Source organism: Massilia brevitalea, assembly GCF_030711405.1.
In the GTDB taxonomy this organism is placed as follows: Bacteria; Pseudomonadota; Gammaproteobacteria; order Burkholderiales; family Burkholderiaceae_D; genus Telluria; species Telluria brevitalea.
In genome coordinates this window covers 1-24,826 of the sequence record NZ_JAULSI010000057.1, presented here as the reverse complement: position 1 = coordinate 24,826, position 24,826 = coordinate 1, and the positions used below count along the sequence as shown (strand labels likewise).

The window sequence follows — 24,826 nt, the reverse complement described above, 5'->3', positions numbered from 1 at the left end:
CCGTTATCAGGAGGGTGGAGTCCATCACATTAGGGTGGGCACCCCCGTGCCCACGCGAATGCCGGCGAGGTGTTGGCTTCGTTCCGAGCTGATTGGCATGCCCTAAGACACACTATCTTGTAGCAAACCCGCGCATCCTAACGGGGCTAACACCATGCTGGCTTCCGCGTGGGCACGGAGTGCCCACCCTACGGGTCTGGTAGCAAGCCGTACATCCTTACGTGGTCAACACCATGCTGGCTTCCGCGTGGGCACGGAGTGCCTACGCCGGCCGCGCCTACCCTACGGATCTGCATGGGCACAGGCGCCCACGCCGGCCGCGCCCATCTCACGGCTCCGGTTGCTGCCCAATAGAAAAGGGCCCCGCAGGGCCCTTTCACACACTCTCGGAACAAGCAATCCAAAGCTATCGCTTTAGAAGGTGTACTTCGCGCCGATGGTCACGACGTCCGGCTTCGGACCGAAGTCCTGCTTCTTGCCGAAGCGTTCGTATTCGGCGATCAGCGCAACCTGCTGGTTCACGTTGTACTGCATGCCCAGCGCACCGTAGGCGCCGTTGTCGCTGACCTTGCGGTTCAGGCCGGCGGTAGCCGATTCCATTTCAGCCTTGGTGTGGGTCACGCCCAGCTTGCCATAAACCGAGAACTTGTCGTTCAGTGCCTTGGTGGCCTTGCCGGCGATGTAGGCATTGTAGCCATCGGTTTCGGTGCGGGTATTCGCGCCGTTGATTGCGTAGTTGGCGCCGGCCTTGCGGAAGTCGGTGTAGCCGGCTTCGACGCCGAAGTTCTCGGTCAGCTCGGCGCCGCCAAAGATCTTGCCCGAGAAGCGGTAGCCATCGGTGTCGTTGATGGTGGCGCCTGGCACATAGTATTCACGGTCAGCACCCGACACGCCAACGCCGACATACGGACGTGGGGTGATGGTGGTCTGGGCCTGGGCGGCAGTGATGGTGGCAGCGCCTGCGATCAATGCAAAAATCAGCTTTTTCATTGCGAATCCTTTTCACGTATTAGTCTGGTTCGCCATTCATCTTGAATCGCGATGAGTCCAAGATAGCACTGGTCAAAAGGATAAGGCAGTGTGAATCCCGTAAGAACTGTAATCAAATGTAACATAACTGACCAAAGGTTCAGTTATTTTTGGCAGCAGAATGGCGCATGAAGCCGTCAAATTAGACGACGTACCTGAAGGTTAGATTCAGGCGTTCTCCTATGGAGCGCTTCGATTTATTGATGCCGTGAAGCCAGTTACTCTGCAAGGTTCCACTCATCAATAACAAGCTGCCATCGTGCAAGTCGAGCTTGACTGTGCGTTTGTTGCGTTTATGCCGCAAAACGAAGCTGCGCGTGGCGCCATAGCTGAGCGAAGCAATGGCCGGTTCCGGCCCCAGTTCCGCTTCGTCGTCGCTGTGCATGCCCATGCTGTCGCGTTCATCGCGGTAATAGTTCAGCAGCACGCTGTTGAAGCGCACGCCACAGTCCGTTTCGACGGCTGCACGGATCTCGGCCAGCAAAGGCGTCCATGGGAGCGGATCGAGGCGCAGGCCGGAATAGGTATAGCTGGCGTCGCCATACCAGGCAGTCAGGCGCGGCTGCAGGTGGCGCTTGCCGAACAGGACGATGCTGTCCTGGCGCCAGGGCGTTTCGGCCAGCAGGCGAGACAATATCGCGTCGGTGGAATACGGCAGCGGCAGGCGCGCCATCAGCGCCAGCGTGCCGTCTTCAATGGGAATGCTCGTGAACGTATCAGGTGAGTCGAATAGATCCATGCAGCACTTTATCCCATCGTGCCGCGGATTGTCGGTGGGTTTAAAGAACCCACCCTACATAGCTGATCGTACGTAGGGTGGGTTCTCGAACCCACCAAACGCAAGCTCAGGCGTAGGCCTCAGCCATGGTCATGACACGCGGCGTGAAGGCGATGCCGACATTACCGAACAAGGTATCCAGAGCGGCCAGGTTGGCGCTGCACTCCTCGGCCTTCCAGCCCTTGAAGATGTCGGTGCCATCTTTTTCGAAGTGCAGGTCGAGCACGTGGCCGCTGTCGCGGTGAGTATAGCGCTTCTGATAAGTGCCCTTGAAGCCGAGCTCGCTCAAGGCGGCCAGCACCGAGTGCGGTGGATGTTCGGGATCGGTGGCCAGGAAGACGCCATAGGTCTTGCCCGGCGGCTTGGCGGCGATGTCGACTTCGTAGATGCCCGGTGCCCTGGTCGTTGCGGTACTTTTCAAAAACAACATGCTGCCTCCTGCGTCGAAGCCGGCCCGGGCGCGACGCGCACCAGTCACCGTATTGACGGAACCGGCAGCAAGCTTATTGTCGTTTGCATGCTTTGTCGATCCAATGGAGCAATAAACTTGCCCTACTGCATCAATAAACCAACAGTTGCTCCGGCAACCAGGGCGCCGCAGGCGACCATGCCAAGGATGAAGCCGAGTTCGCGCCTGGCCGGATCGCGGTAGTAACCAAGCGCATACACCACGCGCGCACAGCACCACAGCAGGCCCCCGGCCGCAGCCCAGGGATCGCCCAGGTACCAGGCACACAGCCACATCGGCGCCAGCACCAGCGGCAACTGCTCGAGTGTATTCATTTGCACGCGCTGGCGGCTCTGGAAGGCCTCCGGCCCCTCCATCGAGGGCGCCGGCACCTTGTAGCGCACGCGCGCCGCGCCGGCCACCACGCCGGTCCAGAAATACACTCCCAACGCGGCCAGCGTGGCCCAGGCACTCCAATACATGCGTTCTTCCTTGTTGTTGATTCAGGGTTGGCCGCGCCACTTGCGCTCGGCCAGTGCGGTCGTGGCCTCGACCAGGGCGCCGTACAGGCGTCCGGTCGGCACGTCCCAGCCGGATACCGCCGCCTGTTGGCGCGCCACGGTGGCCAGGTCGCCGCGCGCCACCGGGCCGCTCAGGGCCACGGCCGGGCCGAGCCTGAACACGTTGGCCAGGCTTTCGCTCGCCAGCGGCTGCGCCAGTTCGCGCGCCACCGGTTCCGGCACGCCGGCCGCCACGTAGGCACGCAGGGCGGCGTCGAGCACCGTCACCAGGTAGTTCGAGGCGAACACGGAAGCAGCGTGGTAAACGGTCTTGGCAGCGGCGTCGATTGCGACCAGGCGCGCGCCGATGGCTTCGAAGGCGGGCGTGAGCAGGGCCAGCGCCCCGGCATCGCCCTCGACGCCGCACCAGGTGCCGGCAAACGCCGCCGCCACGCCCTCGGGGTCGGCAAAGCTGCGCACCGGGTGCACGCTGGCGGCCAGTGCGCCGGCATCGATGGCGGCCTGTAGCTCACTGGAGGACTTGGCGCCGCTGCAGTGGAAGACCACGGCGTTCTCCAGCAGGCCGGCCCCCGCCAGCGCCACGCAGGTAGGTGCAATCTGGTCGTCGCCGACGGCCAGCATCCAGGCCGTGGCCAGGCGCAGGTCGGCAAGATCAGCCACTGCCCTGCCGGCGCCGATGAAGACGACGGCGTCATCGGCGCTGGCCTGCGAGCGGGTCAGCACATCCTGCACGTCAAAAGCGCCATGCGCGGCGAACAGGCGGCCCAGCGTGCGGCCAACGTGGCCGGCGCCGACGATGTTCAGCGTTACCGGCATCAGAAACCGGCGCCGGGCTGGCCCAGGTACTGCAGTTCGTCGGGCGTGGAAGCGCGGCCGAGGATGGGGTTACGATGCGGGAAGCGGCCGAAGCGCGCAATCACGCCGCGGTGGCGGTGCGCGTAATCGAGCATCTCGGCAAAGCCTTCGTGCTCGCTGGCCAACTGAGTGAACAGATCGACCGCGCACTGCTGCATGCGCGCGTCCTCGGCGTGCTCGAAGGGCATGTAGAGGAAGGCGCGCGCCTGCGGGTCCAGCTTGCGGTCGGCGCCGCTGTCGACCAGCTGCCGGGCGGCGGCCAGCGCCAGCGCATCGCCGGCAAAGGAAGCCGGCGTGTCGCGGTGGGCGTTGCGGGTGAACTGGTCGAGCACCAGGATGCGCGCCAGCGTGCCTTCGGCGCCGTGCTCGATGTCCCACTCGCGCAGGCCGCCTGCCACCGCTTGGGCGACCAGGGCGCCGAAGCGTTCGCGGACTTCGTTATCGAAGGCGGCATCCTTGCGGAACCATTCCGGACGCGCCTTGCCGTAGGCGGCGTCAGTGCGCGGCAGGAACCAGAAATCGAGTACGTCTTGAGGGGTCATGTCAGGGTATCCCATGCGTTTTTATTTTGCTTTCAATTGCGGGCGTGCGAGAGCTGGAAGCCCTCCACGCCTTCGAAAGCGGCCAGTTCGGCCGCCAGTTCGGTAAGTGTCGCGCGGTTGTGGCGCGACAGGGCCAGCGCCACGAAGCGCCATTCCTGGTGCCCGCCGCTGGCGGAAATCGTGAGCGAGCTGCCGGCAATCTGGTAGCCGCGCTCGAGCGCCGCCGTGCGCAGTGCCTCTTCCTTTGGCAGGAAGTCCTGGCGAAAGCGCAGCATCACGGCTACTGCGCGGCGCGAAGGCAGCAGCGCTTCCACCCGGTTCAGGTAGATCATGATCATGGCCGAGAAAAAGGCCAGGCCCATCGCCGACAAGTAAAACCCGACGCCGACCAGGATGCCGATCACCGAGGAACTCCAGATCGAGGCGGCGGTGGTCAGGCCGCTGATATTGAAGCCTTCGCGCATGATGACGCCGGCGCCGAGGAAGCCGATGCCGGTGACCACGCCCTGCATCACGCGGGTCGGGTCGACCGGCGCGATGGCCCCGCTGCCGCCGCCGTACCAGAACTCGGGGTAGCCGCTGACGATGGTCAGCGCCGCCGAGGCCATGCACACCAGGCCGTAGGTGCGCATGCCGGCCGCGCGGCCGTGGTACGAACGCTCGTAGCCGACCATCAGGCCCAGCAGCAGCGCGCCGGCCAGGTGCAGCAGGATCACGCCATTCGTGGCGATCTCGGAAGGCGACCAGTAGGTGGCCAGCAGTTCGGACGTGGACATCACGGTCTTTCGCAAGGCTGCGGCGCAGCGCGGGACTTCAGGTTTTTTTCTTGACCAGCTGCTTTTCGAAGGCGATGTCGTTCTTGCTGACGCGCCTGACCTCCTGCGGTCCGAGGCCGTTCACGAAGGCGACAAAATCGTCCAGTTCCAGCGGCGCGCACAATGGCGGCGCACCGGGCGTCTCCGACAGGAAGAAGGAGCCGTCCGCGGTGCGGGCCATCGAATAGCCGGTGTGGCCGGTGCGGCGCTTCAGGCGGTCGACGGCGGCGCTGGCGCGGGTAGAGCGGGCGGAGGCCATCAGATCGCCTCCGTACGCAGTTCCAGCCACGCGCGCGCGGCGCCGTCGACGTGCGGCAGCAGGCGTTCGCGCACTTCGGCGTGGTAGGCGTTCAGCCACTCTACCTCGTGCGGCTGCAGCAAGGCCAGGTCCACGCAGCGAGTGTCGATCGGGCACAGGGTCAGCGTTTCGAAGCGCAGGAACTCGCCGAACTCGCCATTCGCCGCCGCCACGGCCAGCACCAGGTTCTCGATGCGGATGCCCCAGCGGCCCGGCTTGTAGATGCCTGGCTCGTTCGAGGTGATCATGCCCGGCTCGATGGCGGTGTGCGGGTCCGGCGGGGCCGACGGCGAAATCACCTGCGGGCCTTCGTGCACGTTCATGAAGTAGCCGACGCCGTGGCCGGTGCCGTGGCCGTAATCCACGCCGGCGGACCAGATCGGCGCGCGTGCGATCGCGTCCAGCATCGGGCCGCGGGTGCCGCGCGGGAAGTGGACCATCGACAGCGCCATCATCCCTTTCAGCACCAGGGTAAAGTCGCGCTTGTGGTCAGCCGTGATCTGGCCGACCGGGACCACGCGCGTGATGTCGGTGGTGCCGCCCAGGTACTGGCCGCCCGAGTCGATCAAGAGCAGGCCGTCGCCTTCGATCACGGCATGCGCAGCCGGCGTGGCGCGGTAGTGCATGGTGGCGCCGTTGGCGTTGAAGCCGGCAATCGTGCCGAAGCTCGGGCTGACGAAATGCGGACGGCGCGCACGCGCGGCCGTGATCTGCTCGTCGATCGTCAGTTCGGTGACTGGCGTGCGGTTGGCATCGGCCAGGGTGGCTTCCAGCCAGGAGAAGAATTCGCACAGCGCGGCGCCGTCCTGCTCCATGGTGGCGCGCACGTGGGCGGCCTCAAGCTCGCTCTTGCGCGACTTGGCAAAGGTGGTCGGGTTGATGGCTTCGACCACGCGCACCGATGCCGGCACGGCGGCGCGCATGCCGGCGGTGATGCGGCGCGGGTCGACCAGCAGGCTGCTGTTTTCCGGCAGCGCGGCCAGGGCGGCAGCGGCTTCGTCGTATGCCGCCAGGCGCACGCCGTCTTCCAGCAGGCGCGCGCGCAAGGCATCGGATGCCTTGCCGTCGGCCACGAACAGGGTCGCGCCATCGCGTTCGACCAGCGCGTGCGCCACGAACACCGGGTTGAAACTGACATCCGAGCCGCGCAAATTGAACAGGTAGCCGATGTCGTCCAGGGTCGAGAGGAAGTGGCGCTCGGCGCCCAGTCTCTCCATCTCGGCGCGGGTGGCGGCCAGCTTGTCGGCGCGCGACTGCGTTGCGTGCGGGGCGGCGTGTTCGTACAGCGCATCCGCAGGCAGGCCAGGGCGGTCACTCCAGATCTCGTCGAGCAGGTCGATGTCGGTGCGCAGGGTGATACCGCGCGCCTTCAGGGCGTCGCCGAGCAAACGCGCCACGGCCAGGCCGAGCACGCGCGCATCCACCGCCACCGTCTGGCCCGGCTGCAGGTTGGCAGCCAGCCAGTCGATGTGCAGCAGGCTGGCGCCTGACGGGATCTTCATCAGCCTGATCTCGCTGCCGGCCAGTTCGGTCTCGGCCTGCGTGTAGTAGCGGCCATCGGTCCAGACGCCGGCGAAGTCCGCGGTGGCGATGAAGGTGCCGACCGAGCCGGTAAAGCTGGACAGCCATTCGCGGCCCTGCCAGCGGCGCGGCAGGTATTCGGACAGGTGGGGATCGCTCGACGGCACGATGCAGGCGTCGATACCGTGGCGCGCCATGGCGGCGCGTAGCTGGGCCAGGCGTGCGTCGCGCTGGGCCGTGAAGTCATTGGTGGACATGGCTTGCCTGGATATTATTCAAGCCACGTATGATACGCCGCAAACCAGGACAATGGCGCAGGCGAATCTTGCGCTGAAACATCAAAACTGTTCCACCTGTTCCGTGGCGCGTTAAACTTGGCGGACAAACCGACAACAGGCTGCGCACGCGATGCAGCCACAGGGAGACGAGACCATGGATTTCGAAGCCGCCAAACGACTTTGCCGCAGCTTTCCGGGAACGACCGAAGACATCAAATGGGGCGATGACCTCGTGTTTTCGGTAGGAGAAAAAATGTTCGCCGTCACGGCCAACAGTGCACCGGCACAGGCGATCAGCTTCAAGGCCGAGGACGAGCGCTTTCTCGAACTCACCGACCGCTCCGGCATCATCCCGGCGCCCTACCTGGCGCGTGCCAAATGGGTGCAGGTGGACGCCAGCGCCAGCCTGGGCGACGAGGAAGCGGCCCAGCTGCTGCGCCGTGCCTACGAGCTCGTGTTTGCGAAGCTGACCAAAAAACTGCAGCGCGAGATTGAAAGCAGGAGCCAGGGCAACAGCGCGTCCTGATTGCCCTGCCAACCGAACTGCATCACAGCCCCGATTGCCGCATAATTACCCGGTAATCACTTGGTAAATCAATCACCGGAATGACCATGCAAGACTACCACCACGCCCGTGCCCGCGCCCTGCTTGCCAATGCGCGCCAGATTGTCAGTCCCGAAGCCGTCCAGGACGCCGTGCGGCAAGTGGCCGACGTGCTCAATGCGCGCTTCGGCAAGGAAGAAGAAACCAGTTTCCCGCTGGTGCTGGGCGTGATGGGCGGCGCCGTCGTCTTCACCGGCACCCTGCTGCCGCAGCTCGACTTCCCGCTCGAATTCGACTACATCCACGTCAGCCGCTACGGCGACGACGACCGCGGCGGCCAGGTGGTGTGGAAGGTGATTCCGCGCCAGGACGTGGCGGGCAAGACCATCGTCGTGGTCGACGACATCCTCGACGAAGGCGAGACCCTGGCCCACGTGAAGCAGCGCCTGCTCGACATGGGCGCGGCCGAAGTCATCGTCGCCGTCTTCGCGGACAAGAACATCAGCCGCGCGAAACCGATCCAGGCCGACATCGTCGGCCTCACGCTGCCGAACGAATTCGTGGTCGGCTTCGGCATGGACGTGTATGGCTACTGGCGCAATTTGCCGGGGCTGTGGTCGATCAACGTGGCCGATTTGAGCGTGGAACCGGAACCGGCGTTTCCGGTGCCGGATGCGAAGCCCACCGTTTGATCATACGGCGGCTGTGACCGTACGGTGGGCACGCTGTGCCCACGCGGATGGCGATGCTGTGTTGGCTCCGTTTGAATGTTGCTGTATGTCCGGGCACACGGTATCGAAATGCATGCCACGCGGCCTTAACGACGCCAACATGATGCTGTCATCCGCGTGGGCACGGGGTGCCCACCCTACGTTTGCGCCGCCAACGCAAAAAATCCCGCTTGCAGCCTCTTAACGCAGGCTAAGGCGCGCCCGCGCCGCCTCGTATTCGCGCTTCAGGCGCTCGACCATCTCGGCGGTGGTCGGCACGTCGTCCATCAGGCCCACGCCCTGGCCTGCGCCCCAGATGTCGCGCCAGGCCTTGGCCTTCGAGCTGCCGTCGCCAAAGCTCATCTTGCTCTTGTCCGATTCCGGCAGCGCGTCCGGATCGAGGCCGGCATTCACGATCGATTTCTTCAGGTAGTTGCCGTGCACGCCGGTGAACAGGTTGGTGTACACCACATCGGCCGCGCTCGATTCCACGATCGCGTCGCGGTAGTCGTCGCTGACGTTCGATTCCTGGGTCGCCAGCCAGCGCGAGCCGATGTAGGCGAAGTCGGCGCCCATGGCCTGGGCCGCGAGGATGGCGTCGCCGGTGGCGATCGAGCCGGACAGCGCGATCGGGCCATTGAAGAACTTGCGCACTTCGCCGACCAGCGCGAACGGCGACAGCGCGCCGGCATGGCCACCGGCGCCGGCCGCCACCAAAATCAGGCCATCGACGCCCGCTTCCAGCGCCTTGTGCGCGTGGCGGATCGAGACCACGTCGTGCAGCACGATGCCGCCGTAGCTGTGCACGGCGTCCAGCATCTCCTTCGGCGGCGCGCGCAGCGAGGAAATGATGATCGGCACCTGGTGCTTGACGCAGACTTCGACGTCGTGTTCGAGGCGCGCGTTCGAGGCGTGCACGATCTGGTTCACGGCGATCGGGCCGACGATGGCGCTTGGGTTGGCGGCCTTGTACTCGGCCAGCTCGCGCTGCAGGTCGGTCAGCCAGGTGTCGAGCAGTTCGGCCGGGCGCGCGTTCAGCGCCGGGAAGGAACCGACGATGCCGGCCTTGCACTGGGCGGCGACCAGGGCCGGACCGCTGGCAATGAACATCGGCGAGGCGATGACGGGAAGGGACAGGTTTTGCAGTACGGTAGGCAGCGACATGGGCAGCTCTCGGCTAAGTTGATCGGACCAGCTGGTCGATTATAGTGTGATAAAAGCACGGTCGTGCTAGATCGATGGTTCTAAATTGTGGCTTTGCCTGTCAGGTGTCGAGGAGCCAGGGGCCATCGATGCGGGCGGCGTCGGCGCGGACCAGAGCGTTTACAGCCCAGGTAGCGAGGGCGTGAAACGCATCGTGCTCTCCGCCGGCGCGCCCGAGCAGCGTCATCGCATTCGCCACGACGGGTATCGACGCCAGCAGCGCAGGCAGCTCCGCCACCAATATCCTCTGCCGCTCCAGCAGCAGGAACTTCACCAGCACCTTCACCGCATTTTCCGCATTTCGGCGCGGGTCGGCCGCCAAATAATCGAGCCGCGAGTACGCCCGCGCCAGCGCGCCGGGCACGTCGCCGAACACCCGCCCATGCCCCGGCACCACCACGCGCGCATCGAGCGTGCCGATCAATTCCAGCGTCGCCCGCGTTTCCTCGAAGCCCGGCTCCCCCGCCAGTTCGGGAAAAATCACGCCGAAGCCGTTCTCCCACAGCGCATCCCCCGCGATCAACACGCCCTCCTCCGCGCAAAACAGCAGCAGCGCATGCGGATCGTGCCCCGGCGCGCCCAGCGCCTGCCAGCGCAGGCCGCCAAGTTCCAGTTCATCGCCCGGCGCCAGCACCGCGTCGAAACCGAAGCGCGCACACTGCTGGCCGGTCGCGCGGAAACTCAGCGCGTCCTCGTCCCAGGCAGCGACCTTGGCGCTTTCCGCGGCCGGAATCGCCGTATGGCAGCCATACGCCGCCTGCAGCGCCGCATTGCCGCCGCAGTGGTCCGAATGCAGGTGGGTATTGATCAGGCGGTCCAGCGGACGCCCTTGCAACGCATGGCGCACCAGCGCCAGCGTTTGCGGCGCGTGTGTGACGTAGCCGCTGTCGACCAGCGCGGTTTCTTCGCCAGTGAACAAAACATTGTTGGCCGACAGCCAGCCGCGCTCGAAGACCTGCATGCAGTCAGGCAGGCGCGCGATCATTTAGCCGAAGTCCAGCTCGGATTCGCGGCGGCGGATTTCCTTCCACACGGCGCGCTTGTAGTCGTCGTCGGCCTTGCTCCAGGCGATGATCTCGTCGATGGTGCGCATGCAGCCCTGGCACAGGCCGGTCTGCTTGTCCATCTGGCACAGGCTGATGCAGGGCGACGGCACCGGTGTCTGCAGCTCGGGAGGTAACACGCTGCTCATGCGGACGCTCCCGCGATCTTGCGTGCCACGCGGGCATTGAAGCGTTGCGGATCGATCACACAGCGTTCGTGCGTACCTTCGCAGATGCGTTCGACATCGTCCCAGGCCTCGACCTTGAAGCGCACGCGCTGGCCCTCGACCTCGAGGACTTCGCCGCGGATGGTGAGCGTCATGCCGGGCGGCGTCGGCGCCAGGTGCCGGAAGTTCACCATGGTGCCCAGGCTCTGCTCGTTCGGCCAGTCGAGGTAGGGCAGCATGCCGTTCACGCAGGCGAGCTCCATCATGCCGACCAGGTAGCCGGTGGCCAGTACGTCGGGCATGTCGCGGCAAAAGGCGGTGTCGTGATAGAGCGCGGGCACGGTGGCGCGCGGCGGGACCGTATAGCGCCATTCGAAGCGCAGGCCGGGTTGTAATTCTGGACTCATGGCCGAAGAGATTACCCGATTCAATCGGATTGTGCTTGACCTTCGGGTCGATCGGCGTAGACTTCCCATCCAATAACCATCCAGATGGATGGTAAACAGATGGTATTCGATACAAGTGGTGAAAGGCAGGTGTCAGGATGCGCAGCGACATTGTCAGCAACAATGAGTTGAAAAACGAGCTGAAAAACGAGCCGAAGCCGAAGATCGCGGAGTCGGAAAAGATCACGATCAACCTGGGGATGATCGACCTGGGCCAGATCGATCTGCTGGTCAGCGAGGGCTTCTACAGCAATCGCACCGACCTGATCCGCACTGCGATCCGGAACCAGCTCGCTACCCATGCAGACGTAGTGCGGCAAACGGTGGCGCGGCGCAGCCTGGTGCTGGGCATGCACCACTATTCGCGCGCCGACCTGGAAGCGGCGCAGGCCGCAGGCATCCGCCTGCAGATCCAGGTGCTCGGCATGGCCAGCATCGCCAATGACGTCCCGGTGGAACTGGCGCTGGCCACCATCGAATCGATTTCGGTACTTGGGGCACTCCACGCAAGCAACACATTGAAAGCCGCACTGGCGGAGCGTATCCGCTAGGCGCACGAAAGGAAGCCACATGAAACTGAATAACCGCCTATTCGCGCAAATGCGCGCAGCGAGCCGCAAGATGATGCGACACCAGCCTGTCGATACGGGCAAGGTCATCGAGGACGCATTGAAAAACGCCTCGGCCATGACCCAGGCCGCCCAGCAGCAGATGCGCAACCTGTCGCAGCTGCAGCCCGGCGCCGGACTGCCGGGCGCGGGCAAGACCAACATGCACGACATGCTCGCCGAACTGAGCCGGGGCCTGGGGACGGGCATGGGTGCGGGCGCCGCCGCCAACGAAGCGGCCCCCGCCCTGCCCGGCAGCTTCAGCGAAGGCAGCCACACGAATGCGGCCGGCAGCCGCAGCTACAAGCTCTACGTGCCGAGCACCTATACCGGTGCGCCGGCGCCGCTGGTGGTGATGCTGCACGGCTGCACCCAGGACCCCGACGACTTCGCCCGCGGCACGCGCATGAACGTGCTGGCCGAGGAAACCGGCTGCCTGGTGGTGTATCCGTCGCAGTCGCGCCAGGCGAATCCTTCGCGCTGCTGGAACTGGTTCAACAACATCGACCAGCAGCGCGGCCAGGGCGAACCCTCGATCATCGCCGGCATCACGCGCCAGGTGATGGAGGAGTATGCGGTCGATGCAAGCCAGGTGTACGTGGCCGGGCTGTCGGCTGGCGGCGCGATGGCCACCATCATGGGCACGCTGTATCCCGAGCTGTATGCGGCGGTGGGCGTGCACTCGGGGCTGCCCTTCGCCTCGGCGCACGATCTGCCGTCGGCGCTGGCGGCCATGAAGGGCGACTTCCAGCGCCGCCACCAGGCCGGCAAGCCGATCCCGATCATCGTCTTCCATGGCGACCAGGACAAGACCGTGCACCCGGCGAACGGCGACCAGCTGATGGCGCATGCACGCGACGCCACCGATGCGATGGCCGTCGAACCCGGGCATGTGCCGGATGGGCACGCGTTCACCCGCACCACGCACAAGCGTGCGGACGGCAAGGTACATGCCGAGCACTGGGTGATCCACGGCGCAGGGCACGCCTGGTCGGGCGGCAGCGCGCATGGCAGCTATACCGATGGCAAGGGGCCGGATGCGAGCAGGGAGATGTTGCGGTTCTTTACGACCCAAAGGTGAGGGGCGGCGGGGCGGACATTTCTACTTTGCTGGCACCGGTGACCGGACATTTCAACTCTGCTGGATACCGATAAAACGGACATTTCAACTTTGCTCGCATCGCGGTTTTGTAGGGTGGGCACTTGTGCCCACCCTACAACCCCATCAATCGGTGCAGCTGCGCGAGCGTTCGTCGATGTGCGCCTTCAAGCAGGCCGGGCACCAGCATGCCGTTTCCACGCCAGCGCCTGTTCCTGCGCCGGGCACATCCGTGCCAGCCACATTCGGCACCGGCACCACCGGCGACAATTGCGTGCACCAGCATGGGCCGTCGCCGCCATCGGCCATGGCGCAGCCGAAGGCGGCGCCGCAGCGGCTGCAGAGGCTCATCGCGCTGCCTCGCGACAGGGTTCCTGTGTCATGTGTAATATCGTCCAAGCATTCATCGGCGGCCATCCTCGGTGGGTCAGACAATAAAATACAACAAGATCGCCATATAATGCCTGCAGGGGTGGGCATGTTGCCTGTAAAATCTCCGCCACTTTTATTCCGGACTCTCCATGAACGCTCAGTTGACCAGCCTGAAGACCGCGGACCAATCGAGTGACCTGACTGCGGTCTCGCCGCAGATCAAGGCACAGATCCTGGCCGAGGCCCTTCCTTACATCCGTAATTTCCACGGCAAGACCATCGTCATCAAATACGGTGGCAACGCCATGACCGACGAGCGCCTGAAGCATGGCTTCGCACGCGACGTCATCCTGCTGAAACTGGTGGGCATGAACCCGGTCGTGGTGCACGGCGGCGGTCCACAGATCGATAACGCGCTGAAGAAAATCGGCAAGCAGGGCACCTTCGTGCAAGGCATGCGCATCACCGACGAAGAAACCATGGAAGTGGTCGAGTGGGTGCTGGGCGGCGAAGTGCAGCAGGACATCGTCATGCTGATCAACCACTACGGCGGCCAGGCAGTCGGCCTGACCGGCAAGGACGGCGGCCTGATCCGCGCACGGCGCATGGCCATGCCGGACAAGGAAAAACCGGGCGAATTCCTCGACATCGGTTTCGTCGGCGAGATCGAAGCCATCAACCCGGCGGTCGTGAAAGCGCTGCAGGACGACGCCTTCATCCCGATCATTTCGCCGATCGGTTTTGGCCAGGACGGCCAGGCCTACAACATCAACGCCGACGTCGTCGCCGGCAAGATAGCGGAAATCCTGAAAGCCGAAAAGCTGATCATGATGACCAACATCGCCGGCGTGCAGGACAAGTCGGGCAACCTGGTGACCGACCTGTCGGCGCGCGAGATCGACGAGATGTTCGCGGACGGTACGATTTCCGGCGGCATGCTGCCAAAGATCTCGTCGGCACTGGACGCTGCCAAGTCGGGCGTCAATACCGTGCACATCATCGATGGCCGCATCGAGCACTCTTTGTTGCTGGAAGTCTTGACCGAACAGGCGTTTGGCACTATGATCCGGTCGCACTAAGAGATTCGGCTCCGCGGAATTCATTCCCGGCCGTTTCGTCAAGGCGGGCCTTGCCCGCCGTGACTGCACTGCCAGTACGTCTGCATTACTTCTACCCNGCACTATGATCCGGTCGCACTAAGAGATTCGGCTCCGCGGAATTCATTCCCGGCCGTTTCGTCAAGGCGGGCCTTGCCCGCCGTGACTGCACTGCCAGTACGTCTGCATTACTTCTACCCGCCCTTGTAGCTCAGTGGTAGAGCACTCCCTTGGTAAGGGAGAGGCCACGTGTTCAATCCACGTCAAGGGCACCACCTCCCCGGCAGCACCCTTCCCGCAGTTTCTCAGTACACCCGCTCCACCTTCATTCCGCGTTCGCGCAGCAGCTCCGGCACACCACGCTTGCCCAGCAAATGCAGCAGGCCCACCGCCGCCACCGCATTGTTCTCGCGCTTGATCATCGCGGCCAGCTTCTCGGCCATCGGCCCGTTGCGCTCATCCAGGACCACCTCGCGCGTAAACTTGGCCACCAGGCTGTCGTCGGTCTCGATGCGTTTGGCGATGCGGTCCAGCCCTGCCTGGTCGGCACGCTCGTAGGCATCGAACAGCTCGCGCGCCTCGCGCAGCTGCTGGCCCGAGGCCATGTGCTCCAGCGTTTCTTCCAGCATCTTCCATTGCATGTCGATCGGCAGGCGGTCCAGCAGCGCCGCCTGGAACTGCACCGTTTCCAGCTCCAGGATCGGGGTCCTGCCGCGCACCTGGCCGGCGAGGTGGGCGTCCACGCCGAGTGTGGGGTCGACGCCGAGCTTGGCCAGGTCGGCAATCGCCAGCAGTGTGGTCAGCATCCAGGGTTTCAGCTGCGCCACCGCGGCCGGGTCGATGCCTTGCGCCTTGAGTGCGGTCTCGATGCGGGTGCGCCGCTCCGGCGCCAGGCCGGCGTAACCGGGGCTGCCGGCTGTGAACAGGCCGTGCTGCATGAAGGCGGCCGCCACCGCCTGCGGGTCGCGCGTCGCATCGACTTCCAGCGCCAGCGTGGGCGCGGCCGCCACGGCGTCGCGGATGCGCGGCTCGAGCGGGTAGTAAGCCGGTTTGCCGGCGTGGATGGTGCCGTACAGGTAAAGCGTGTGTTCCTTGTCGCTCACCTTGAACAGCGCACCGCGCTCGGCGGCCATCGCCTGGCTGGCCAGCAAGAGCACGCTCAGGAACAGGCTGCGGAACACCACTATAATCGGACCTTGCATTCTTTTTCTCCTTGTTAAAAATCTTGCCAAATATTAAGCCTTCTTCGCTCGTCTGGCTGTTTGATCTTGACAACACCCTGCATGATGCTTCTCACGCCATCTTCCCGGCGATCAGCGCCAACATGAACCTGTACATCGCGCGCGTGCTGAGCAATGGTGGCGCCAACGAGGTCACGCAGGCCCAGATCGATGCCGCCCGCCTCGGCTACTGGAAGCGCTACGGCGCCACCCTGCTCGGCATGATGCGCCACCACGACGTGCGCGCCGCCGACTTCCTGCGCGAGACCCACGACATTGGCGATCTGCGCGCGATGATGCGCGCCGAGACCGGCCTCGGGCGCCTGCTGCAGCGCCTGCCGGGCCGCAAGATCCTGCTCACGAATGCGCCGCTCGATTATTCGACCCAGGTGATGCGCCACCTGAACCTGGGCCGCCACTTCGCGCGCCACATCGCCATCGAGCAGATGCACGTGCACCGCCAGCTGCGCCCCAAGCCCTCGAAGCTGATGCTGCAGCGGGTGTTACGGCGCCACGGCGTGGCCGCGCGCGACTGCGTGCTGGTCGAGGACACGCTGGCCAACCTGAAGAGCGCCAAACAGCTCGGCCTGCGCACGGTATGGGTCACCGGCTACCTGCGCCGCATCGAACGCAGCACGCTGGCAAATGCCATGCCGCGGCGGCTGATTTGCCCCACCTACGTCGATGTCAAAGTAAAATCCGTGCGCCAGCTGCCGAAGCGCCTGGACCAACTGCGCCAGCCACGCCGGCCGCGCTGATTCATCCACCTCTACCCTGGGAACCAATGGCAAGTATCAAGCCGGGCCAGCGCAAGCTGCAAATCCTCCAGGCCCTGGCCGCGATGCTCGAGCATCCGAAGGGCGAGAAGATCACCACCGCCGCCCTGGCGGCGCGCCTGTCCGTATCGGAAGCGGCGCTGTACCGCCACTTCGCCAGCAAAGCCCAGATGTTCGAGGGACTGATCGACTTCATCGAGACCAGCGTGTTCGGCGTCATCAACCAGATCGTCGAGAACGAAGAGCGCGGCATCGACCAGGCCCATGCGATCCTGCAGATGCTGCTGTCGTTCGCCGCGAACAATCCCGGCATGACGCGCGTGCTGATCGGCGACGCCCTGGTGAACGAGGACGAGCGCCTGCAGCTGCGCATGAACGCCTTCTACGACCGCATCGAACTGGCCTGCAAGGGGGCTTTGCGGCTGGCGGTGACGCAGGGCCACGGCAGCGAGCCTGATGTCGCCGCGCGCGCCAGCCTGCTGGTGAGCTACGTCACCGGGCGCTGGCACCGCTATGCCAAGAGCGGCTTCCGCCAGCACCCGTCGGATGACAGCGGCGTACAATTGTCGCTTCTGCTGGCAGCCTGACGCATTCATCACTTCCTTATGCATTCCACCGCAGTCTTTGCCCTGCTCGACGATGCGAGCCCGGACGGGCAGGCGCATGCCCAGTCGCGCCTGTACACGGGCCACATGGGCACCCTCGCCTGCCATGACGCTGCCGGCTTTGGCGCGTTGCTGACACAGCTGGAAGCGGCGCTGGCGCGCGGCCAGTACGCCGTGCCGGTATTCAGCTACGAACTTGGCGCCCACCTGCTCGGCGTCCCGGCCAAGCCCCTGGATACGCCGCTGGCGCAAGTGCTGCTGTTCGAGCGCTGCGAGCGCATGACGGCGCCGCAGGCCGCCAGCTGGATCGCCACCCGTGCCGTCGATACCGCCCCGGCCGGCATCGGCGCCATCGAAGCGAATGTCGACGAGGCGCAGTTCGTGGACGCCATCAATCGCATCCGCGCCTACATCGCCGCCGGCGACACCTACCAGGTGAACTACACCTACCGTTTGCGCTTCGACGCCTTCGGCTCGGTCTTCGCGCTGTACGGGCGCCTGCGCGCGCGCCAGCCGGTGCCGTACGGCGCCCTGATTGGCTTGCCGGACGGCGGCGCCCTGCTTTCCTTCTCGCCCGAACTCTTCGTGCGCCACACAGCCGGCACCCTGCTGGCGCGGCCGATGAAGGGCACGGCGCCGGCCAGCGGCGATCCTGACACCGATGCGCAGCGCGCGGCGGAACTGGCGCTCGACACCAAGAACCGCGCCGAGAACCTGATGATCGTCGACTTGCTGCGCAACGACCTCGGACGCGTGGCGCAAACGGGAACCGTGGCCGTGCCCAGGCTGTTCGAAGTGACGCGCTTCGGCGCCGTGCTGCAGATGACGTCCACGGTGCAGGCCCGGCTGCGCCCGGACGCGACACTCGCCGAAATGTTCGCCGCCCTCTACCCCTGCGGCTCGATCACCGGCGCGCCGAAGCGCCGCACCATGGAGATCATCGACGAACTGGAGCCGGACCCGCGCGGCGTGTACACCGGCGCCATCGGCTGGTTCGATCCTTCTTCAGAAGACCGTGCATTCGGCGACTTCTGCCTGTCGGTACCGATCCGCACCCTGGCCTTGGGTCCGGGCAACGGCCTGCGACGCGGCGAACTGGGCGTGGGCGCCGGCATCGTCCACGACAGCGATCCGCAGGGCGAATTTGCCGAGTGCCGGCTGAAGGCACGCTTCCTCACTGGCTTGACGAACGACGTCGAGATCTTCGAGACCATCAAGGCGTCATGGACCGATGGCCCGCGCCACCTGGACGAACACCTGGCGCGCATCGCCGGCTCCTGCGCGTATTTCGGCCGCGCCTTCGACCGCGACGCCGCACGGGCCCAGGTGCTGGATACCTGCCTGGCCCTGCCGCAGGAAGGCGTGTTCCGCCTGCGCCTGGCCAGCGGCGCCGACGGCAAGCTCACTATCACGTCGGCCCCGCTGGCGCCGCTGCACGAGCCGGTACGCGTGATCCTGGCCGATACGGCGGTGGATTCAAGCGACGTCTTCCTGCGCCACAAGACCTCGGTACGGGCGCGCTACGACGCCGCCTGGCGCGCGGCCGAAGCGCAAGGCGCCTTCGACGCCCTGTTCTTCAACGAGCGCGGGGAGTTGACCGAAGGAGGACGCAGCAATGTGTTCGTGCGCATAGCCGGGCAGTGGATCACGCCGCCGCTGGCCTGCGGCTTGCTGCCGGGGGTGACGCGCGCCGTGATCCTGCAGGCGCCGGCCTGGCAGGCCGTCGAAGGCATCGTCACGCGCGCGATGCTGGAAGAGGCCGAAGGCATCATGGTCTGCAATGCCCTGCGCGGCCCGATGCTGGCGGTGCTGGATGCACCGCGCAGCGCTGCCTGACGCTTAGAAGCGGTAGCCGACGCCAATACCAAACAGCACCGGATCGACCTTCACCTTGCTGGCACGCGCGCCGCCGACATACACGTCGCTGCGGATCTGCACCTTTTTCACATCGACGTTCAGCGACCAGTTGCGGTCGAGCTTGACGTCGAAGCCGGCCTGCAGCGCGCCGCCCCAGCTATCGTTTTCCAGGTCGCCGGCGCCGTTCAGCAGACGCACCTGCGAGATGCGCGTGTAGTTCAGGCCCGCGCCCACGTAGGGGTTGAAGGTCTGTTCGGGGGCGAAGTGGTATTGCAGCGTCAGCGTCGGCGGCAGGTGCTTGAAGCTGCCGATTTTCGCGCCGTCCAGGGTGACGTCGTGCTTCTGCGGGTAGGTGAGGATCAGTTCGGCCGCGATGTTCGGGGTCAGGAAGTAGCTGACGTCGAGTTCGGGGATGGTCTTGCTCTCGATGCGAATCAGGTTCGCGGCGCCGACACCGCCTACCGGGTCGGATTTGTTGGCGGTATCGATGTGCACCGCACGTGCGCGCACCAGCCAGGGAGATGCCTGCGCCATCGCGGCGCTGCTTGCCAGGCCCAGGACGGCTACCAGCAGTTTGATACTCAGCTTCTTCATTTTTCTTACCTCATCGTGTGTCGTTGTGCGATGAGGTAAGTCTATTGATGCGTCGCAACAAAATCGTTGATGCAGATCAAAACCGACATTGTTGAGGCCTGCCGCCTGTGCTTGTGGTCTGCGGCCTGTGCTTGTGGCCTGCGGCCTGCAGCTATGGCCTGCGGCCGAGACCGTACGGTGGGCACTCCGTGCCCACGCGGTTACGTGCTCGTGATTGCACCGCTGGCCGTGACGACTCGCTCGTGAACATCAAGCCTGGACACGGCATTGTCCGTCGCATGCGTTTCGAGCGACACCTTGCGGCAGCGGACTGGCGGACCAGTGCGTACCGCGTGGGCACGGAGTGCCCACCCTACGAGCAGCCGGCTCCGATCACGAGCGCGCCGATGCGATCATCAAAGCGCCGCTTCGATCTTGCTCACCAGCGCAGCATCCTCCGGCGCCACCTTGCTCGGGAAATGCTCGATCACCTTGCCGTCGCGCCCGATCAAATACTTGGTGAAGTTCCACTTCGGTTCCTTGCCGGTCTGCCTGGCCAGGCTGGCATGCAGCGGATTCGCGTTCGGCCCCGACACCACGGTCGTCGAGAACATCGGGAACTTGACGCCATAGGTGTTGTAGCAGAGGTCGGCGATTTCCTTGGCGTTCGCGGATTCCTGCTTGAAGTCGTTCGACGGGAAGCCCAGCACCACCAGCCCGCGCGGGCCGTATTTGGCGTTCAGCTTTTCCAGCCCTTCGTACTGCTTGGTGTAGCCGCAGTAGCTGGCGGTGTTCACCACCAGCACCACCTTGCCGGCGTACTGGCACAGGTCCTGCGGCGCTTCGTCCTGCAGGCGCTTGAAGTTCTGGTGCAGCAGGGCCGGGCAGGATGCCGGCGCGGCCGCCGTGGCAGCGGATGCGGCCGGGCCGCCGGCGCGGGCCGGCGCTGCCGGGGTTTGGGCCATGGCGGACAGGGAGGCGGCGGCAAGGCCGAGAAGCATGAGGGAAGATTTCAGCATGGCGTGGAATGAGATGAGGTTCAAGCGTTGAGCGCGCGGTGTTCGATTTTCAGGCAGTGGTTCATCACCACGTCGAGCCCGGCGGCGCGCGCGAGGTCGGCGGCGGCCTGGTTCTCGATCTCGAGCTGCATCCACAGGCAGCCGGCGCGGATGGCGATCGCGTCGCGCGCCAGCGGCGGAATGTCCTCGGATTTGCGGAAGCAGTCGACGATGTCGATGCGGGTGCCGCTCGGCGCCAGCGCGTCGGCGGCGGCCTGCAGATCGGCGTACACGCGCTCGCCGAGGATGTCCTGGCCCTCGTAGGCCGGGTTCACGGGAACGATGCGGTAGCCCTGCTGCTGCAGGTATTCGGCAACGCCGAAACTGGCGCGCTCGGGCTTGTTCGACAGGCCGACGACGGCGATCGTCTTGCTGTCTTTGAGGATCTGGGCGATGGTTCTCATGAGTGGGAAAAGTAGGGATGTCGCGCCTAGCTTAACAGGAAAGCATCGCCTGCTGCGAGCACGCTTGCACCGTCATTGCACAAGGCAGCCCGCCTGTGGAAAGATGGCGTGTTTTCCACAGCGAGCCCATCCATGACCCTTCGCCTGCACGCCAAACGCATTCTTGCCCTGCTCGCCGTCGCCCTGGCCTGCGCCAGCTGCGCCGTGAAGCCGCCCGCCACTGCCACGCCACAGATTGTCCCGGTGGCGCAATGGGGCGGCACCCCGGCCGACGCCAGCCGCGCGCGCCGGCACACCATCACTCACATCACCCTGCACCACCAGGGCGAGACCTTCAAGCCCGGCACCGACGTGCACCAGTACCTGCGCAATCTGCAAACCTGGTCGCGCAACACCAAGGGCTGGCTCGACATCCCCTACCACTACGTGATCGACCTCGAAGGCCATACCTATGCCGCGCGCGACATCGCCTTTGCCGGCGACACCAACACCGAATACGACCCCAAGGGCCATGCCTTGATCGAAGTGGTCGGCAACTTCGAAGAGGTCGAGCCGAACCAGCAGCAGCTCGACGCCGTGGTGGCGCTGATGGCGAGCCTGGCAGCGAAATACCAGGTACCGGTCGAGAACATCGCCAGCCACCGCGACCACTCCGATAAAACCGTCTGCCCCGGCGCCAATCTGTACCGCTACGTGCAGAGCGGGTACTTCCGCGAGCAGGTGGCGGCGAGGCTCGCTGCCAAGTGATTACAAGCGCGGCGCCCTGATCTGCTGGCCGTTCTGGTGCAGCACCAGGTAGCTGCTGTCGCCGCCGTCGAAGCGCACCTCGGCCTCGACGGCGCGCGCGAAGAACACGTTCTCGTCCTGGGCAAAGATCTCGAGCTTGCCCTGCCCGGTGGCCTGGGCAAAGTAACGGTCGCCGTCGCGGCTCAGCTCCAGGATGAAGCCCGGCGCCAGCTGGTAGCGGCCGACGCGCTTGTCGTAGGCGGCGTTGGCAATCTTGATGGCGCTGCGTTCGGCCGGCACGTCGCCGATGCGCGGCTGCTTCATCTCCTTGCCGTCGAAGTACTGGCTCACGCCGCTGGCCTTGCCCTTGCCGTCCACGGCGAATTCGAAATAGTCGTACCCGTCCGGCAGGTAGAAGCCATTCTGCGAAAAGGCTTTCATGCGCATCGGCGGCCGGCCGCTACGCTGCATGACCAGCACCCCGCCCTCGCGCTTGAAGGTGCGCGTGACGCCCTTCTCCACTTCATAGACGCCGACGTAGCGGTCGAGCGTGGCCGCGTCCAGCGTCACCTCCCTGAACTCGCGGAAGGGCTTGCCGATGGCGATGGCCGCCGCCTTGCTGGCCACCACGCCGGGATTCGCCAGGCCGCCGTCGGCATTGCCCAGTACCGCGACGAACACCTTTTGTTCGGGCAGGCGCAGCGCGTAGGTGGAAAAACCGTTGATGGCGCCGCCGTGCGAGACCTGTGGCGCACCCTGCAGCGTGCCCACTTGCCAGCCATAGCCATAGCCGGTCGACTTGCCGTCGGCCAGCGTGTAGGGCGTAAACGCGCGCTGCCAGCTGGCCGGTTTCAACAGCCTGCCCTGGCTGACGGCGGCGTCCCAGCGCGCCAGGTCGTCGACGCTGGACACCAGCGCGCCGGCCGCATACGGCTGGGTCATGCTGAGCGCCGCGCTGTGCTCGAAGCCTTTCGCTCCCGGCGAGTGGCCGGCCGCATGCGCCGTGGCGCTGCGCTCGAAGCCCTCGTACGCCGTGTCCTTCATCCCCAACGGCACGAAGATACGCTGCTCCAGGAATTTGGCGTAAGGCTGTCCTGACACCTTTTCGATGATGGCGCCGAGCAGGAAGTAGCCTGAGTTGTTGTAGCGGTAGGCCGTGCCGGGCTCGAAGTCGAGCGGCGCGTTCTTGAAGGAGTCGATCATCTGCGCCACCGTCATGTCGCTTCCCATGGTCAGGCCGTACTCCTGGCGGCTGGTGTAGCTGGCGATGCCCGAGGTATGGGTGAGCAGGTGCTCGACCGTGATCTTCTTGCCGCGCGTCGGGTAATCGGGGAAGAAGCGCGTGATGTCGTCCGAGAGCGCCAGCTTGCCTTCATCCACCAGCATCAGGATCGCCGTCGCCGTGAACTGCTTGGTGATCGAACCCAGGCGCAACACCATGCCTGGCTCCAGCGGCGTCATGCCGACCGTGTCGGCGATGCCGTAGGCCTTGCGCAGCAGCGTCTTGCCGTCCTTGACCACGATGACCGTGGCGCCCGGCTCGGTGGGCTTGTAGCTGGCGGAGAACAGGGCGTCGAGGCGCGCGGCCGTGGACTGCGCGGATTGCGCGACCTGGGCGGCGCCTGGGGCCTCCTGCGCATGAACGGCGGGGGCGCCCAGCAGGACGAGGACGGCGACGCAAACGGCGGACAGCTTCGGCATGACGGGCACCTATCAAGAGAGGGAGAGTGCAGAAACTCTAACCCAGCCTTTGGCGCCTGTCTTTACCGATGCGACGAACGGCATGGGCGCGCGATGAAGGCGAAAATCCGGCGACCGAAAACGAAAAAAGGCAGCCGAAGGCTGCCTCTTGTTTGCTCCACCTGAAAGACCTTGATGGACTTGCTAAATTTTCCGTAAAAAATGAAAAAGGCGCTTTCGCGCCTTTTAGCTAAGGATGTTTCGCTTCAAAGAGAGGCGTTCCCAGCGTTGTCATTCACAATGGTAAATAGATTGTCACGACTTGTCAAGTTGCGCGTGTCTATCAGGCCCACACTGGTCTACTGTCCCAACCGTTAGGAAATCCCAAGTGCAGCTTTGGATCGACATGCGTGCACGACTGCAGCAAAGTACGCAAGCTATCACGCCACCAGTTGTTCATGCCTAACTCCTTCATCAAGAGTTGTATCACGACCGCACGGCTATAAAAACTGGTAGAAGCAGCGAAATCGCCACTGTAAGCCTTATGTGTTTCAGGAGGAAACGCTGAGATGGGGTTATTCCACACTCGATCTTGATGTGCGCAAATGTTGCGTACCTGATTCAAGGCATGAAACCAGGAAACCAGCAGTTTTTCAGGGTATGTCCAGATATACCGCCCAACGACCTTGCGTCGGTCGATTCGCAACGCCGCAAAGAAATGAGATAAAGCACCAAAGGTCAGCTTTTCACAAACGAGCCAGATAGGAGGTAATACAGGCGCATGGTACTTATCGAAATAATGCGTTAATGCAAGTCCCTTCTTGGCCCCTGCGTCCTTAATGATTTTACTCATCACTCCATGGAACTTGATGTGGTCATCGAAGTGTAGCGGGTCTAGATACCAATGTGGTGTATGAAGTTCTGCAAGCGGATTGCTTATCGCTGTGCGCAAGGCGACTTCAAGTTTTTCTATCGCATTCAAAGTCAGCAGACGAATTTCACGATCAAAATTGTACAGTGCGACGATAGAGCTGAATTTGGTTTTCGGACGAAAGTTCCTAGGCGCTGTATTGCTTTGGAAGTGACGCATGTAGATCAACAGCCGGAAGTAGCCAATAGTCTTCAAGGCCATTTCTGCCTCGCTCCTATTGTCGATGATGAGTCCTTTGTTCCAAAGCCTGTGCAGAGTCTTTGCGTAAGGCTCGGCTACCTTGGAGTAGACATGCGTAGCTTTTGGAGCCTTGGCAGATGGAGCCTTAGTGGTTGGTTTCTTCGATGCCACGTTAGCCTTTGATGGATGATTGTCTACTCGCTACTGACTAAGTAACGCTTTTTAAAGCGAAATTGCAATGCCATGTGATTGCGGCCAACTTGGCGGAACACATACCAATTTTTTCTACCTGCGAACGGCGTGAATTTCCTGACATTGAGCGACTTGGCATGTCGCAGTTACAAGTATTGATATTAGTAAACCAGGTAGTTGCATGAAAAAAGGCAGCCCGAAGGCTGTAATGCCGTTCAGTTAAGACTGAACGGCATTTTTCTTTTGAGTG

The 24,826-nt window shown here is 64.1% G+C and carries 30 protein-coding genes and 1 tRNA gene; 10 read left to right on the top strand and 21 right to left on the bottom strand.

Annotated elements, in window-relative coordinates:
• Nucleotides 1-414 precede the first annotated feature (414 nt).
• From QWL29_RS24090 to QWL29_RS24050, 9 genes are all read right to left on the bottom strand, one after another.
• Entirely contained in the window at nt 415-990 is a 576-nt protein-coding gene (locus QWL29_RS24090; protein ID WP_305825386.1) for a porin family protein, read from the bottom strand.
• Nucleotides 991-1,171: 181 nt separating this feature from the next.
• Nucleotides 1,172-1,768, bottom strand: a complete 597-nt coding sequence (locus QWL29_RS24085; protein WP_305825385.1) for an alpha-ketoglutarate-dependent dioxygenase AlkB family protein — start codon at nt 1,766-1,768, stop codon at nt 1,172-1,174.
• 106 nt (nt 1,769-1,874) lie between these two features.
• A complete protein-coding gene (locus QWL29_RS24080; protein WP_305825384.1) occupies nt 1,875-2,237 on the bottom strand; it encodes a hypothetical protein in 363 nt (120 codons plus the stop codon).
• Nucleotides 2,238-2,359: 122 nt separating this feature from the next.
• Nucleotides 2,360-2,737 (bottom strand): MAPEG family protein, encoded by a 378-nt coding sequence (locus QWL29_RS24075; RefSeq protein ID WP_305825383.1) that lies wholly within the window; start codon nt 2,735-2,737, stop codon nt 2,360-2,362.
• 21 nt (nt 2,738-2,758) lie between these two features.
• Complete coding sequence (locus QWL29_RS24070; protein ID WP_305825382.1) at nt 2,759-3,592, bottom strand: Rossmann-like and DUF2520 domain-containing protein; 834 nt, start codon at nt 3,590-3,592, stop codon at nt 2,759-2,761.
• Nucleotides 3,592-4,173: a DUF924 family protein gene (locus QWL29_RS24065; RefSeq protein ID WP_305825381.1), complete on the bottom strand. Its 582-nt coding sequence runs from the start codon at nt 4,171-4,173 to the stop codon at nt 3,592-3,594. Before QWL29_RS24065 ends, QWL29_RS24070 begins: the two co-directional genes overlap by 1 nt.
• A gap of 32 nt (nt 4,174-4,205) precedes the next feature.
• Nucleotides 4,206-4,949: an MgtC/SapB family protein gene (locus tag QWL29_RS24060; RefSeq protein ID WP_305825380.1), complete on the bottom strand. Its 744-nt coding sequence runs from the start codon at nt 4,947-4,949 to the stop codon at nt 4,206-4,208.
• Between the two features lie 37 nt (nt 4,950-4,986).
• Nucleotides 4,987-5,247, bottom strand: a complete 261-nt coding sequence (locus QWL29_RS24055) for a hypothetical protein (protein WP_305825379.1) — start codon at nt 5,245-5,247, stop codon at nt 4,987-4,989.
• The gene (locus QWL29_RS24050; RefSeq protein ID WP_305825378.1) at nt 5,247-7,064 is read right to left on the bottom strand and encodes an aminopeptidase P family protein; all 1,818 of its coding nucleotides are present in this window, start codon (nt 7,062-7,064) and stop codon (nt 5,247-5,249) included. Before QWL29_RS24050 ends, QWL29_RS24055 begins: the two co-directional genes overlap by 1 nt.
• Before the next feature lie 151 nt (nt 7,065-7,215).
• Between QWL29_RS24050 and QWL29_RS24045 the strand changes: the two genes are divergently transcribed.
• On the top strand, nt 7,216-7,611 hold the full coding sequence (locus QWL29_RS24045) for an MmcQ/YjbR family DNA-binding protein (protein ID WP_308636092.1): 396 nt from the start codon (nt 7,216-7,218) through the stop codon (nt 7,609-7,611).
• Between the two features lie 86 nt (nt 7,612-7,697).
• The gene (locus QWL29_RS24040; protein ID WP_305825376.1) at nt 7,698-8,321 is read left to right on the top strand and encodes a hypoxanthine-guanine phosphoribosyltransferase; all 624 of its coding nucleotides are present in this window, start codon (nt 7,698-7,700) and stop codon (nt 8,319-8,321) included.
• Nucleotides 8,322-8,540: 219 nt separating this feature from the next.
• Here QWL29_RS24040 and QWL29_RS24035 read toward each other — a convergent pair whose 3' ends face one another.
• The 4 genes from QWL29_RS24035 to QWL29_RS24020 form a co-directional block, all read right to left on the bottom strand.
• Complete coding sequence (locus QWL29_RS24035) at nt 8,541-9,503, bottom strand: NAD(P)H-dependent flavin oxidoreductase (RefSeq protein ID WP_305825375.1); 963 nt, start codon at nt 9,501-9,503, stop codon at nt 8,541-8,543.
• A 100-nt stretch (nt 9,504-9,603) separates the two neighbouring features.
• Nucleotides 9,604-10,527, bottom strand: coding sequence for an MBL fold metallo-hydrolase (locus QWL29_RS24030; RefSeq protein WP_305825374.1), 924 nt, complete (start codon nt 10,525-10,527; stop codon nt 9,604-9,606).
• Nucleotides 10,528-10,734 carry a DUF1289 domain-containing protein gene (locus QWL29_RS24025; RefSeq protein WP_305825373.1) on the bottom strand — a complete coding sequence of 69 codons (207 nt, stop codon included), beginning with the start codon at nt 10,732-10,734 and terminating at the stop codon, nt 10,528-10,530. It abuts the gene before it with no gap.
• A complete protein-coding gene (locus tag QWL29_RS24020) occupies nt 10,731-11,159 on the bottom strand; it encodes a thioesterase family protein (protein ID WP_305825372.1) in 429 nt (142 codons plus the stop codon). Before QWL29_RS24020 ends, QWL29_RS24025 begins: the two co-directional genes overlap by 4 nt.
• Nucleotides 11,160-11,296: 137 nt before the next feature.
• Here QWL29_RS24020 and QWL29_RS24015 point away from each other — a divergent pair, with 137 nt between their 5' ends.
• Both QWL29_RS24015 and QWL29_RS24010 read left to right on the top strand, forming a co-directional pair.
• The gene (locus QWL29_RS24015; RefSeq protein WP_305825370.1) at nt 11,297-11,749 is read left to right on the top strand and encodes a ribbon-helix-helix domain-containing protein; all 453 of its coding nucleotides are present in this window, start codon (nt 11,297-11,299) and stop codon (nt 11,747-11,749) included.
• A gap of 19 nt (nt 11,750-11,768) precedes the next feature.
• Entirely contained in the window at nt 11,769-12,887 is a 1,119-nt protein-coding gene (locus tag QWL29_RS24010) for an extracellular catalytic domain type 1 short-chain-length polyhydroxyalkanoate depolymerase (protein WP_305825369.1), read from the top strand.
• Nucleotides 12,888-13,031: 144 nt separating this feature from the next.
• Here QWL29_RS24010 and QWL29_RS24005 read toward each other — a convergent pair whose 3' ends face one another.
• Nucleotides 13,032-13,256, bottom strand: a complete 225-nt coding sequence (locus QWL29_RS24005) for a cysteine-rich CWC family protein (protein WP_305825368.1) — start codon at nt 13,254-13,256, stop codon at nt 13,032-13,034.
• A gap of 170 nt (nt 13,257-13,426) precedes the next feature.
• On the opposite strand from QWL29_RS24005, the gene argB reads away from it, so the two are divergent.
• A complete protein-coding gene (gene argB, locus QWL29_RS24000) occupies nt 13,427-14,356 on the top strand; it encodes an acetylglutamate kinase (protein WP_305825367.1) in 930 nt (309 codons plus the stop codon).
• A gap of 218 nt (nt 14,357-14,574) precedes the next feature.
• A tRNA-Thr gene (locus QWL29_RS23995) sits at nt 14,575-14,649 on the top strand.
• A gap of 30 nt (nt 14,650-14,679) precedes the next feature.
• Here QWL29_RS23995 and QWL29_RS23990 read toward each other — a convergent pair.
• Nucleotides 14,680-15,576, bottom strand: a complete 897-nt coding sequence (locus QWL29_RS23990; RefSeq protein ID WP_305825366.1) for a TraB/GumN family protein — start codon at nt 15,574-15,576, stop codon at nt 14,680-14,682.
• A gap of 32 nt (nt 15,577-15,608) precedes the next feature.
• Here QWL29_RS23990 and QWL29_RS23985 point away from each other — a divergent pair, with 32 nt between their 5' ends.
• Genes QWL29_RS23985 through pabB form a run of 3 tightly spaced genes read left to right on the top strand, consistent with a single transcriptional unit; the run spans nt 15,609 to nt 18,811 of the window.
• On the top strand, nt 15,609-16,352 hold the full coding sequence (locus tag QWL29_RS23985) for a pyrimidine 5'-nucleotidase (RefSeq protein ID WP_370663737.1): 744 nt from the start codon (nt 15,609-15,611) through the stop codon (nt 16,350-16,352).
• 26 nt (nt 16,353-16,378) lie between these two features.
• A complete protein-coding gene (gene slmA / locus QWL29_RS23980) occupies nt 16,379-16,957 on the top strand; it encodes a nucleoid occlusion factor SlmA (RefSeq protein WP_305825364.1) in 579 nt (192 codons plus the stop codon).
• An 18-nt stretch (nt 16,958-16,975) separates the two neighbouring features.
• Nucleotides 16,976-18,811, top strand: a complete 1,836-nt coding sequence (pabB, locus tag QWL29_RS23975; RefSeq protein WP_305825363.1) for an aminodeoxychorismate synthase component I — start codon at nt 16,976-16,978, stop codon at nt 18,809-18,811.
• A 3-nt stretch (nt 18,812-18,814) separates the two neighbouring features.
• On the opposite strand, the gene QWL29_RS23970 is transcribed toward pabB, so the two are convergent.
• From QWL29_RS23970 to QWL29_RS23960, 3 genes are all read right to left on the bottom strand, one after another.
• Nucleotides 18,815-19,426 (bottom strand): OmpW/AlkL family protein, encoded by a 612-nt coding sequence (locus tag QWL29_RS23970; protein ID WP_305825362.1) that lies wholly within the window; start codon nt 19,424-19,426, stop codon nt 18,815-18,817.
• A 395-nt stretch (nt 19,427-19,821) separates the two neighbouring features.
• Nucleotides 19,822-20,406: a glutathione peroxidase gene (locus QWL29_RS23965; RefSeq protein ID WP_370663736.1), complete on the bottom strand. Its 585-nt coding sequence runs from the start codon at nt 20,404-20,406 to the stop codon at nt 19,822-19,824.
• A 38-nt stretch (nt 20,407-20,444) separates the two neighbouring features.
• Nucleotides 20,445-20,867 carry a CoA-binding protein gene (locus QWL29_RS23960; protein WP_305825360.1) on the bottom strand — a complete coding sequence of 141 codons (423 nt, stop codon included), beginning with the start codon at nt 20,865-20,867 and terminating at the stop codon, nt 20,445-20,447.
• Between the two features lie 132 nt (nt 20,868-20,999).
• Between QWL29_RS23960 and QWL29_RS23955 the strand changes: the two genes are divergently transcribed.
• Nucleotides 21,000-21,614, top strand: a complete 615-nt coding sequence (locus QWL29_RS23955; protein ID WP_305825359.1) for a peptidoglycan recognition protein family protein — start codon at nt 21,000-21,002, stop codon at nt 21,612-21,614.
• Here QWL29_RS23955 and QWL29_RS23950 read toward each other — a convergent pair whose 3' ends face one another.
• The 3 genes from QWL29_RS23950 to QWL29_RS23940 all read right to left on the bottom strand — a co-directional run.
• Nucleotides 21,615-23,294: a serine hydrolase gene (locus tag QWL29_RS23950; RefSeq protein ID WP_305825358.1), complete on the bottom strand. Its 1,680-nt coding sequence runs from the start codon at nt 23,292-23,294 to the stop codon at nt 21,615-21,617. It abuts the gene before it with no gap.
• Between the two features lie 322 nt (nt 23,295-23,616).
• Nucleotides 23,617-24,555 (bottom strand): Abi family protein, encoded by a 939-nt coding sequence (locus tag QWL29_RS23945; RefSeq protein ID WP_305825357.1) that lies wholly within the window; start codon nt 24,553-24,555, stop codon nt 23,617-23,619.
• Nucleotides 24,556-24,592: 37 nt separating this feature from the next.
• The coding region (locus tag QWL29_RS23940; RefSeq protein ID WP_305825356.1) for a hypothetical protein at nt 24,593-24,826 on the bottom strand (234 nt) is incomplete at its 5' end.

Bases quoted from the DNA above. Each gene is read 5' to 3' on its own strand.
- QWL29_RS24090 (WP_305825386.1), bottom strand. From the start codon at position 990: ATGAAAAAGCTGATTTTTGCATTGATCGCAGGCGCTGCCACCATCACT.
- QWL29_RS24085 (WP_305825385.1), bottom strand. From the start codon at position 1,768: ATGGATCTATTCGACTCACCTGATACGTTCACGAGCATTCCCATTGAA.
- QWL29_RS24080 (WP_305825384.1), bottom strand. From the start codon at position 2,237: ATGTTGTTTTTGAAAAGTACCGCAACGACCAGGGCACCGGGCATCTAC.
- QWL29_RS24075 (WP_305825383.1), bottom strand. From the start codon at position 2,737: ATGTATTGGAGTGCCTGGGCCACGCTGGCCGCGTTGGGAGTGTATTTC.
- QWL29_RS24070 (WP_305825382.1), bottom strand. From the start codon at position 3,592: ATGCCGGTAACGCTGAACATCGTCGGCGCCGGCCACGTTGGCCGCACG.
- QWL29_RS24065 (WP_305825381.1), bottom strand. From the start codon at position 4,173: ATGACCCCTCAAGACGTACTCGATTTCTGGTTCCTGCCGCGCACTGAC.
- QWL29_RS24060 (WP_305825380.1), bottom strand. From the start codon at position 4,949: ATGTCCACGTCCGAACTGCTGGCCACCTACTGGTCGCCTTCCGAGATC.
- QWL29_RS24055 (WP_305825379.1), bottom strand. From the start codon at position 5,247: ATGGCCTCCGCCCGCTCTACCCGCGCCAGCGCCGCCGTCGACCGCCTG.
- QWL29_RS24050 (WP_305825378.1), bottom strand. From the start codon at position 7,064: ATGTCCACCAATGACTTCACGGCCCAGCGCGACGCACGCCTGGCCCAG.
- QWL29_RS24045 (WP_308636092.1), top strand. From the start codon at position 7,216: ATGCAGCCACAGGGAGACGAGACCATGGATTTCGAAGCCGCCAAACGA.
- QWL29_RS24040 (WP_305825376.1), top strand. From the start codon at position 7,698: ATGCAAGACTACCACCACGCCCGTGCCCGCGCCCTGCTTGCCAATGCG.
- QWL29_RS24035 (WP_305825375.1), bottom strand. From the start codon at position 9,503: ATGTCGCTGCCTACCGTACTGCAAAACCTGTCCCTTCCCGTCATCGCC.
- QWL29_RS24030 (WP_305825374.1), bottom strand. From the start codon at position 10,527: ATGATCGCGCGCCTGCCTGACTGCATGCAGGTCTTCGAGCGCGGCTGG.
- QWL29_RS24025 (WP_305825373.1), bottom strand. From the start codon at position 10,734: ATGAGCAGCGTGTTACCTCCCGAGCTGCAGACACCGGTGCCGTCGCCC.
- QWL29_RS24020 (WP_305825372.1), bottom strand. From the start codon at position 11,159: ATGAGTCCAGAATTACAACCCGGCCTGCGCTTCGAATGGCGCTATACG.
- QWL29_RS24015 (WP_305825370.1), top strand. From the start codon at position 11,297: ATGCGCAGCGACATTGTCAGCAACAATGAGTTGAAAAACGAGCTGAAA.
- QWL29_RS24010 (WP_305825369.1), top strand. From the start codon at position 11,769: ATGAAACTGAATAACCGCCTATTCGCGCAAATGCGCGCAGCGAGCCGC.
- QWL29_RS24005 (WP_305825368.1), bottom strand. From the start codon at position 13,256: ATGAGCCTCTGCAGCCGCTGCGGCGCCGCCTTCGGCTGCGCCATGGCC.
- argB (WP_305825367.1), top strand. From the start codon at position 13,427: ATGAACGCTCAGTTGACCAGCCTGAAGACCGCGGACCAATCGAGTGAC.
- QWL29_RS23990 (WP_305825366.1), bottom strand. From the start codon at position 15,576: ATGCAAGGTCCGATTATAGTGGTGTTCCGCAGCCTGTTCCTGAGCGTG.
- slmA (WP_305825364.1), top strand. From the start codon at position 16,379: ATGGCAAGTATCAAGCCGGGCCAGCGCAAGCTGCAAATCCTCCAGGCC.
- pabB (WP_305825363.1), top strand. From the start codon at position 16,976: ATGCATTCCACCGCAGTCTTTGCCCTGCTCGACGATGCGAGCCCGGAC.
- QWL29_RS23970 (WP_305825362.1), bottom strand. From the start codon at position 19,426: ATGAAGAAGCTGAGTATCAAACTGCTGGTAGCCGTCCTGGGCCTGGCA.
- QWL29_RS23965 (WP_370663736.1), bottom strand. From the start codon at position 20,406: ATGCTTCTCGGCCTTGCCGCCGCCTCCCTGTCCGCCATGGCCCAAACC.
- QWL29_RS23960 (WP_305825360.1), bottom strand. From the start codon at position 20,867: ATGAGAACCATCGCCCAGATCCTCAAAGACAGCAAGACGATCGCCGTC.
- QWL29_RS23955 (WP_305825359.1), top strand. From the start codon at position 21,000: ATGACCCTTCGCCTGCACGCCAAACGCATTCTTGCCCTGCTCGCCGTC.
- QWL29_RS23950 (WP_305825358.1), bottom strand. From the start codon at position 23,294: ATGCCGAAGCTGTCCGCCGTTTGCGTCGCCGTCCTCGTCCTGCTGGGC.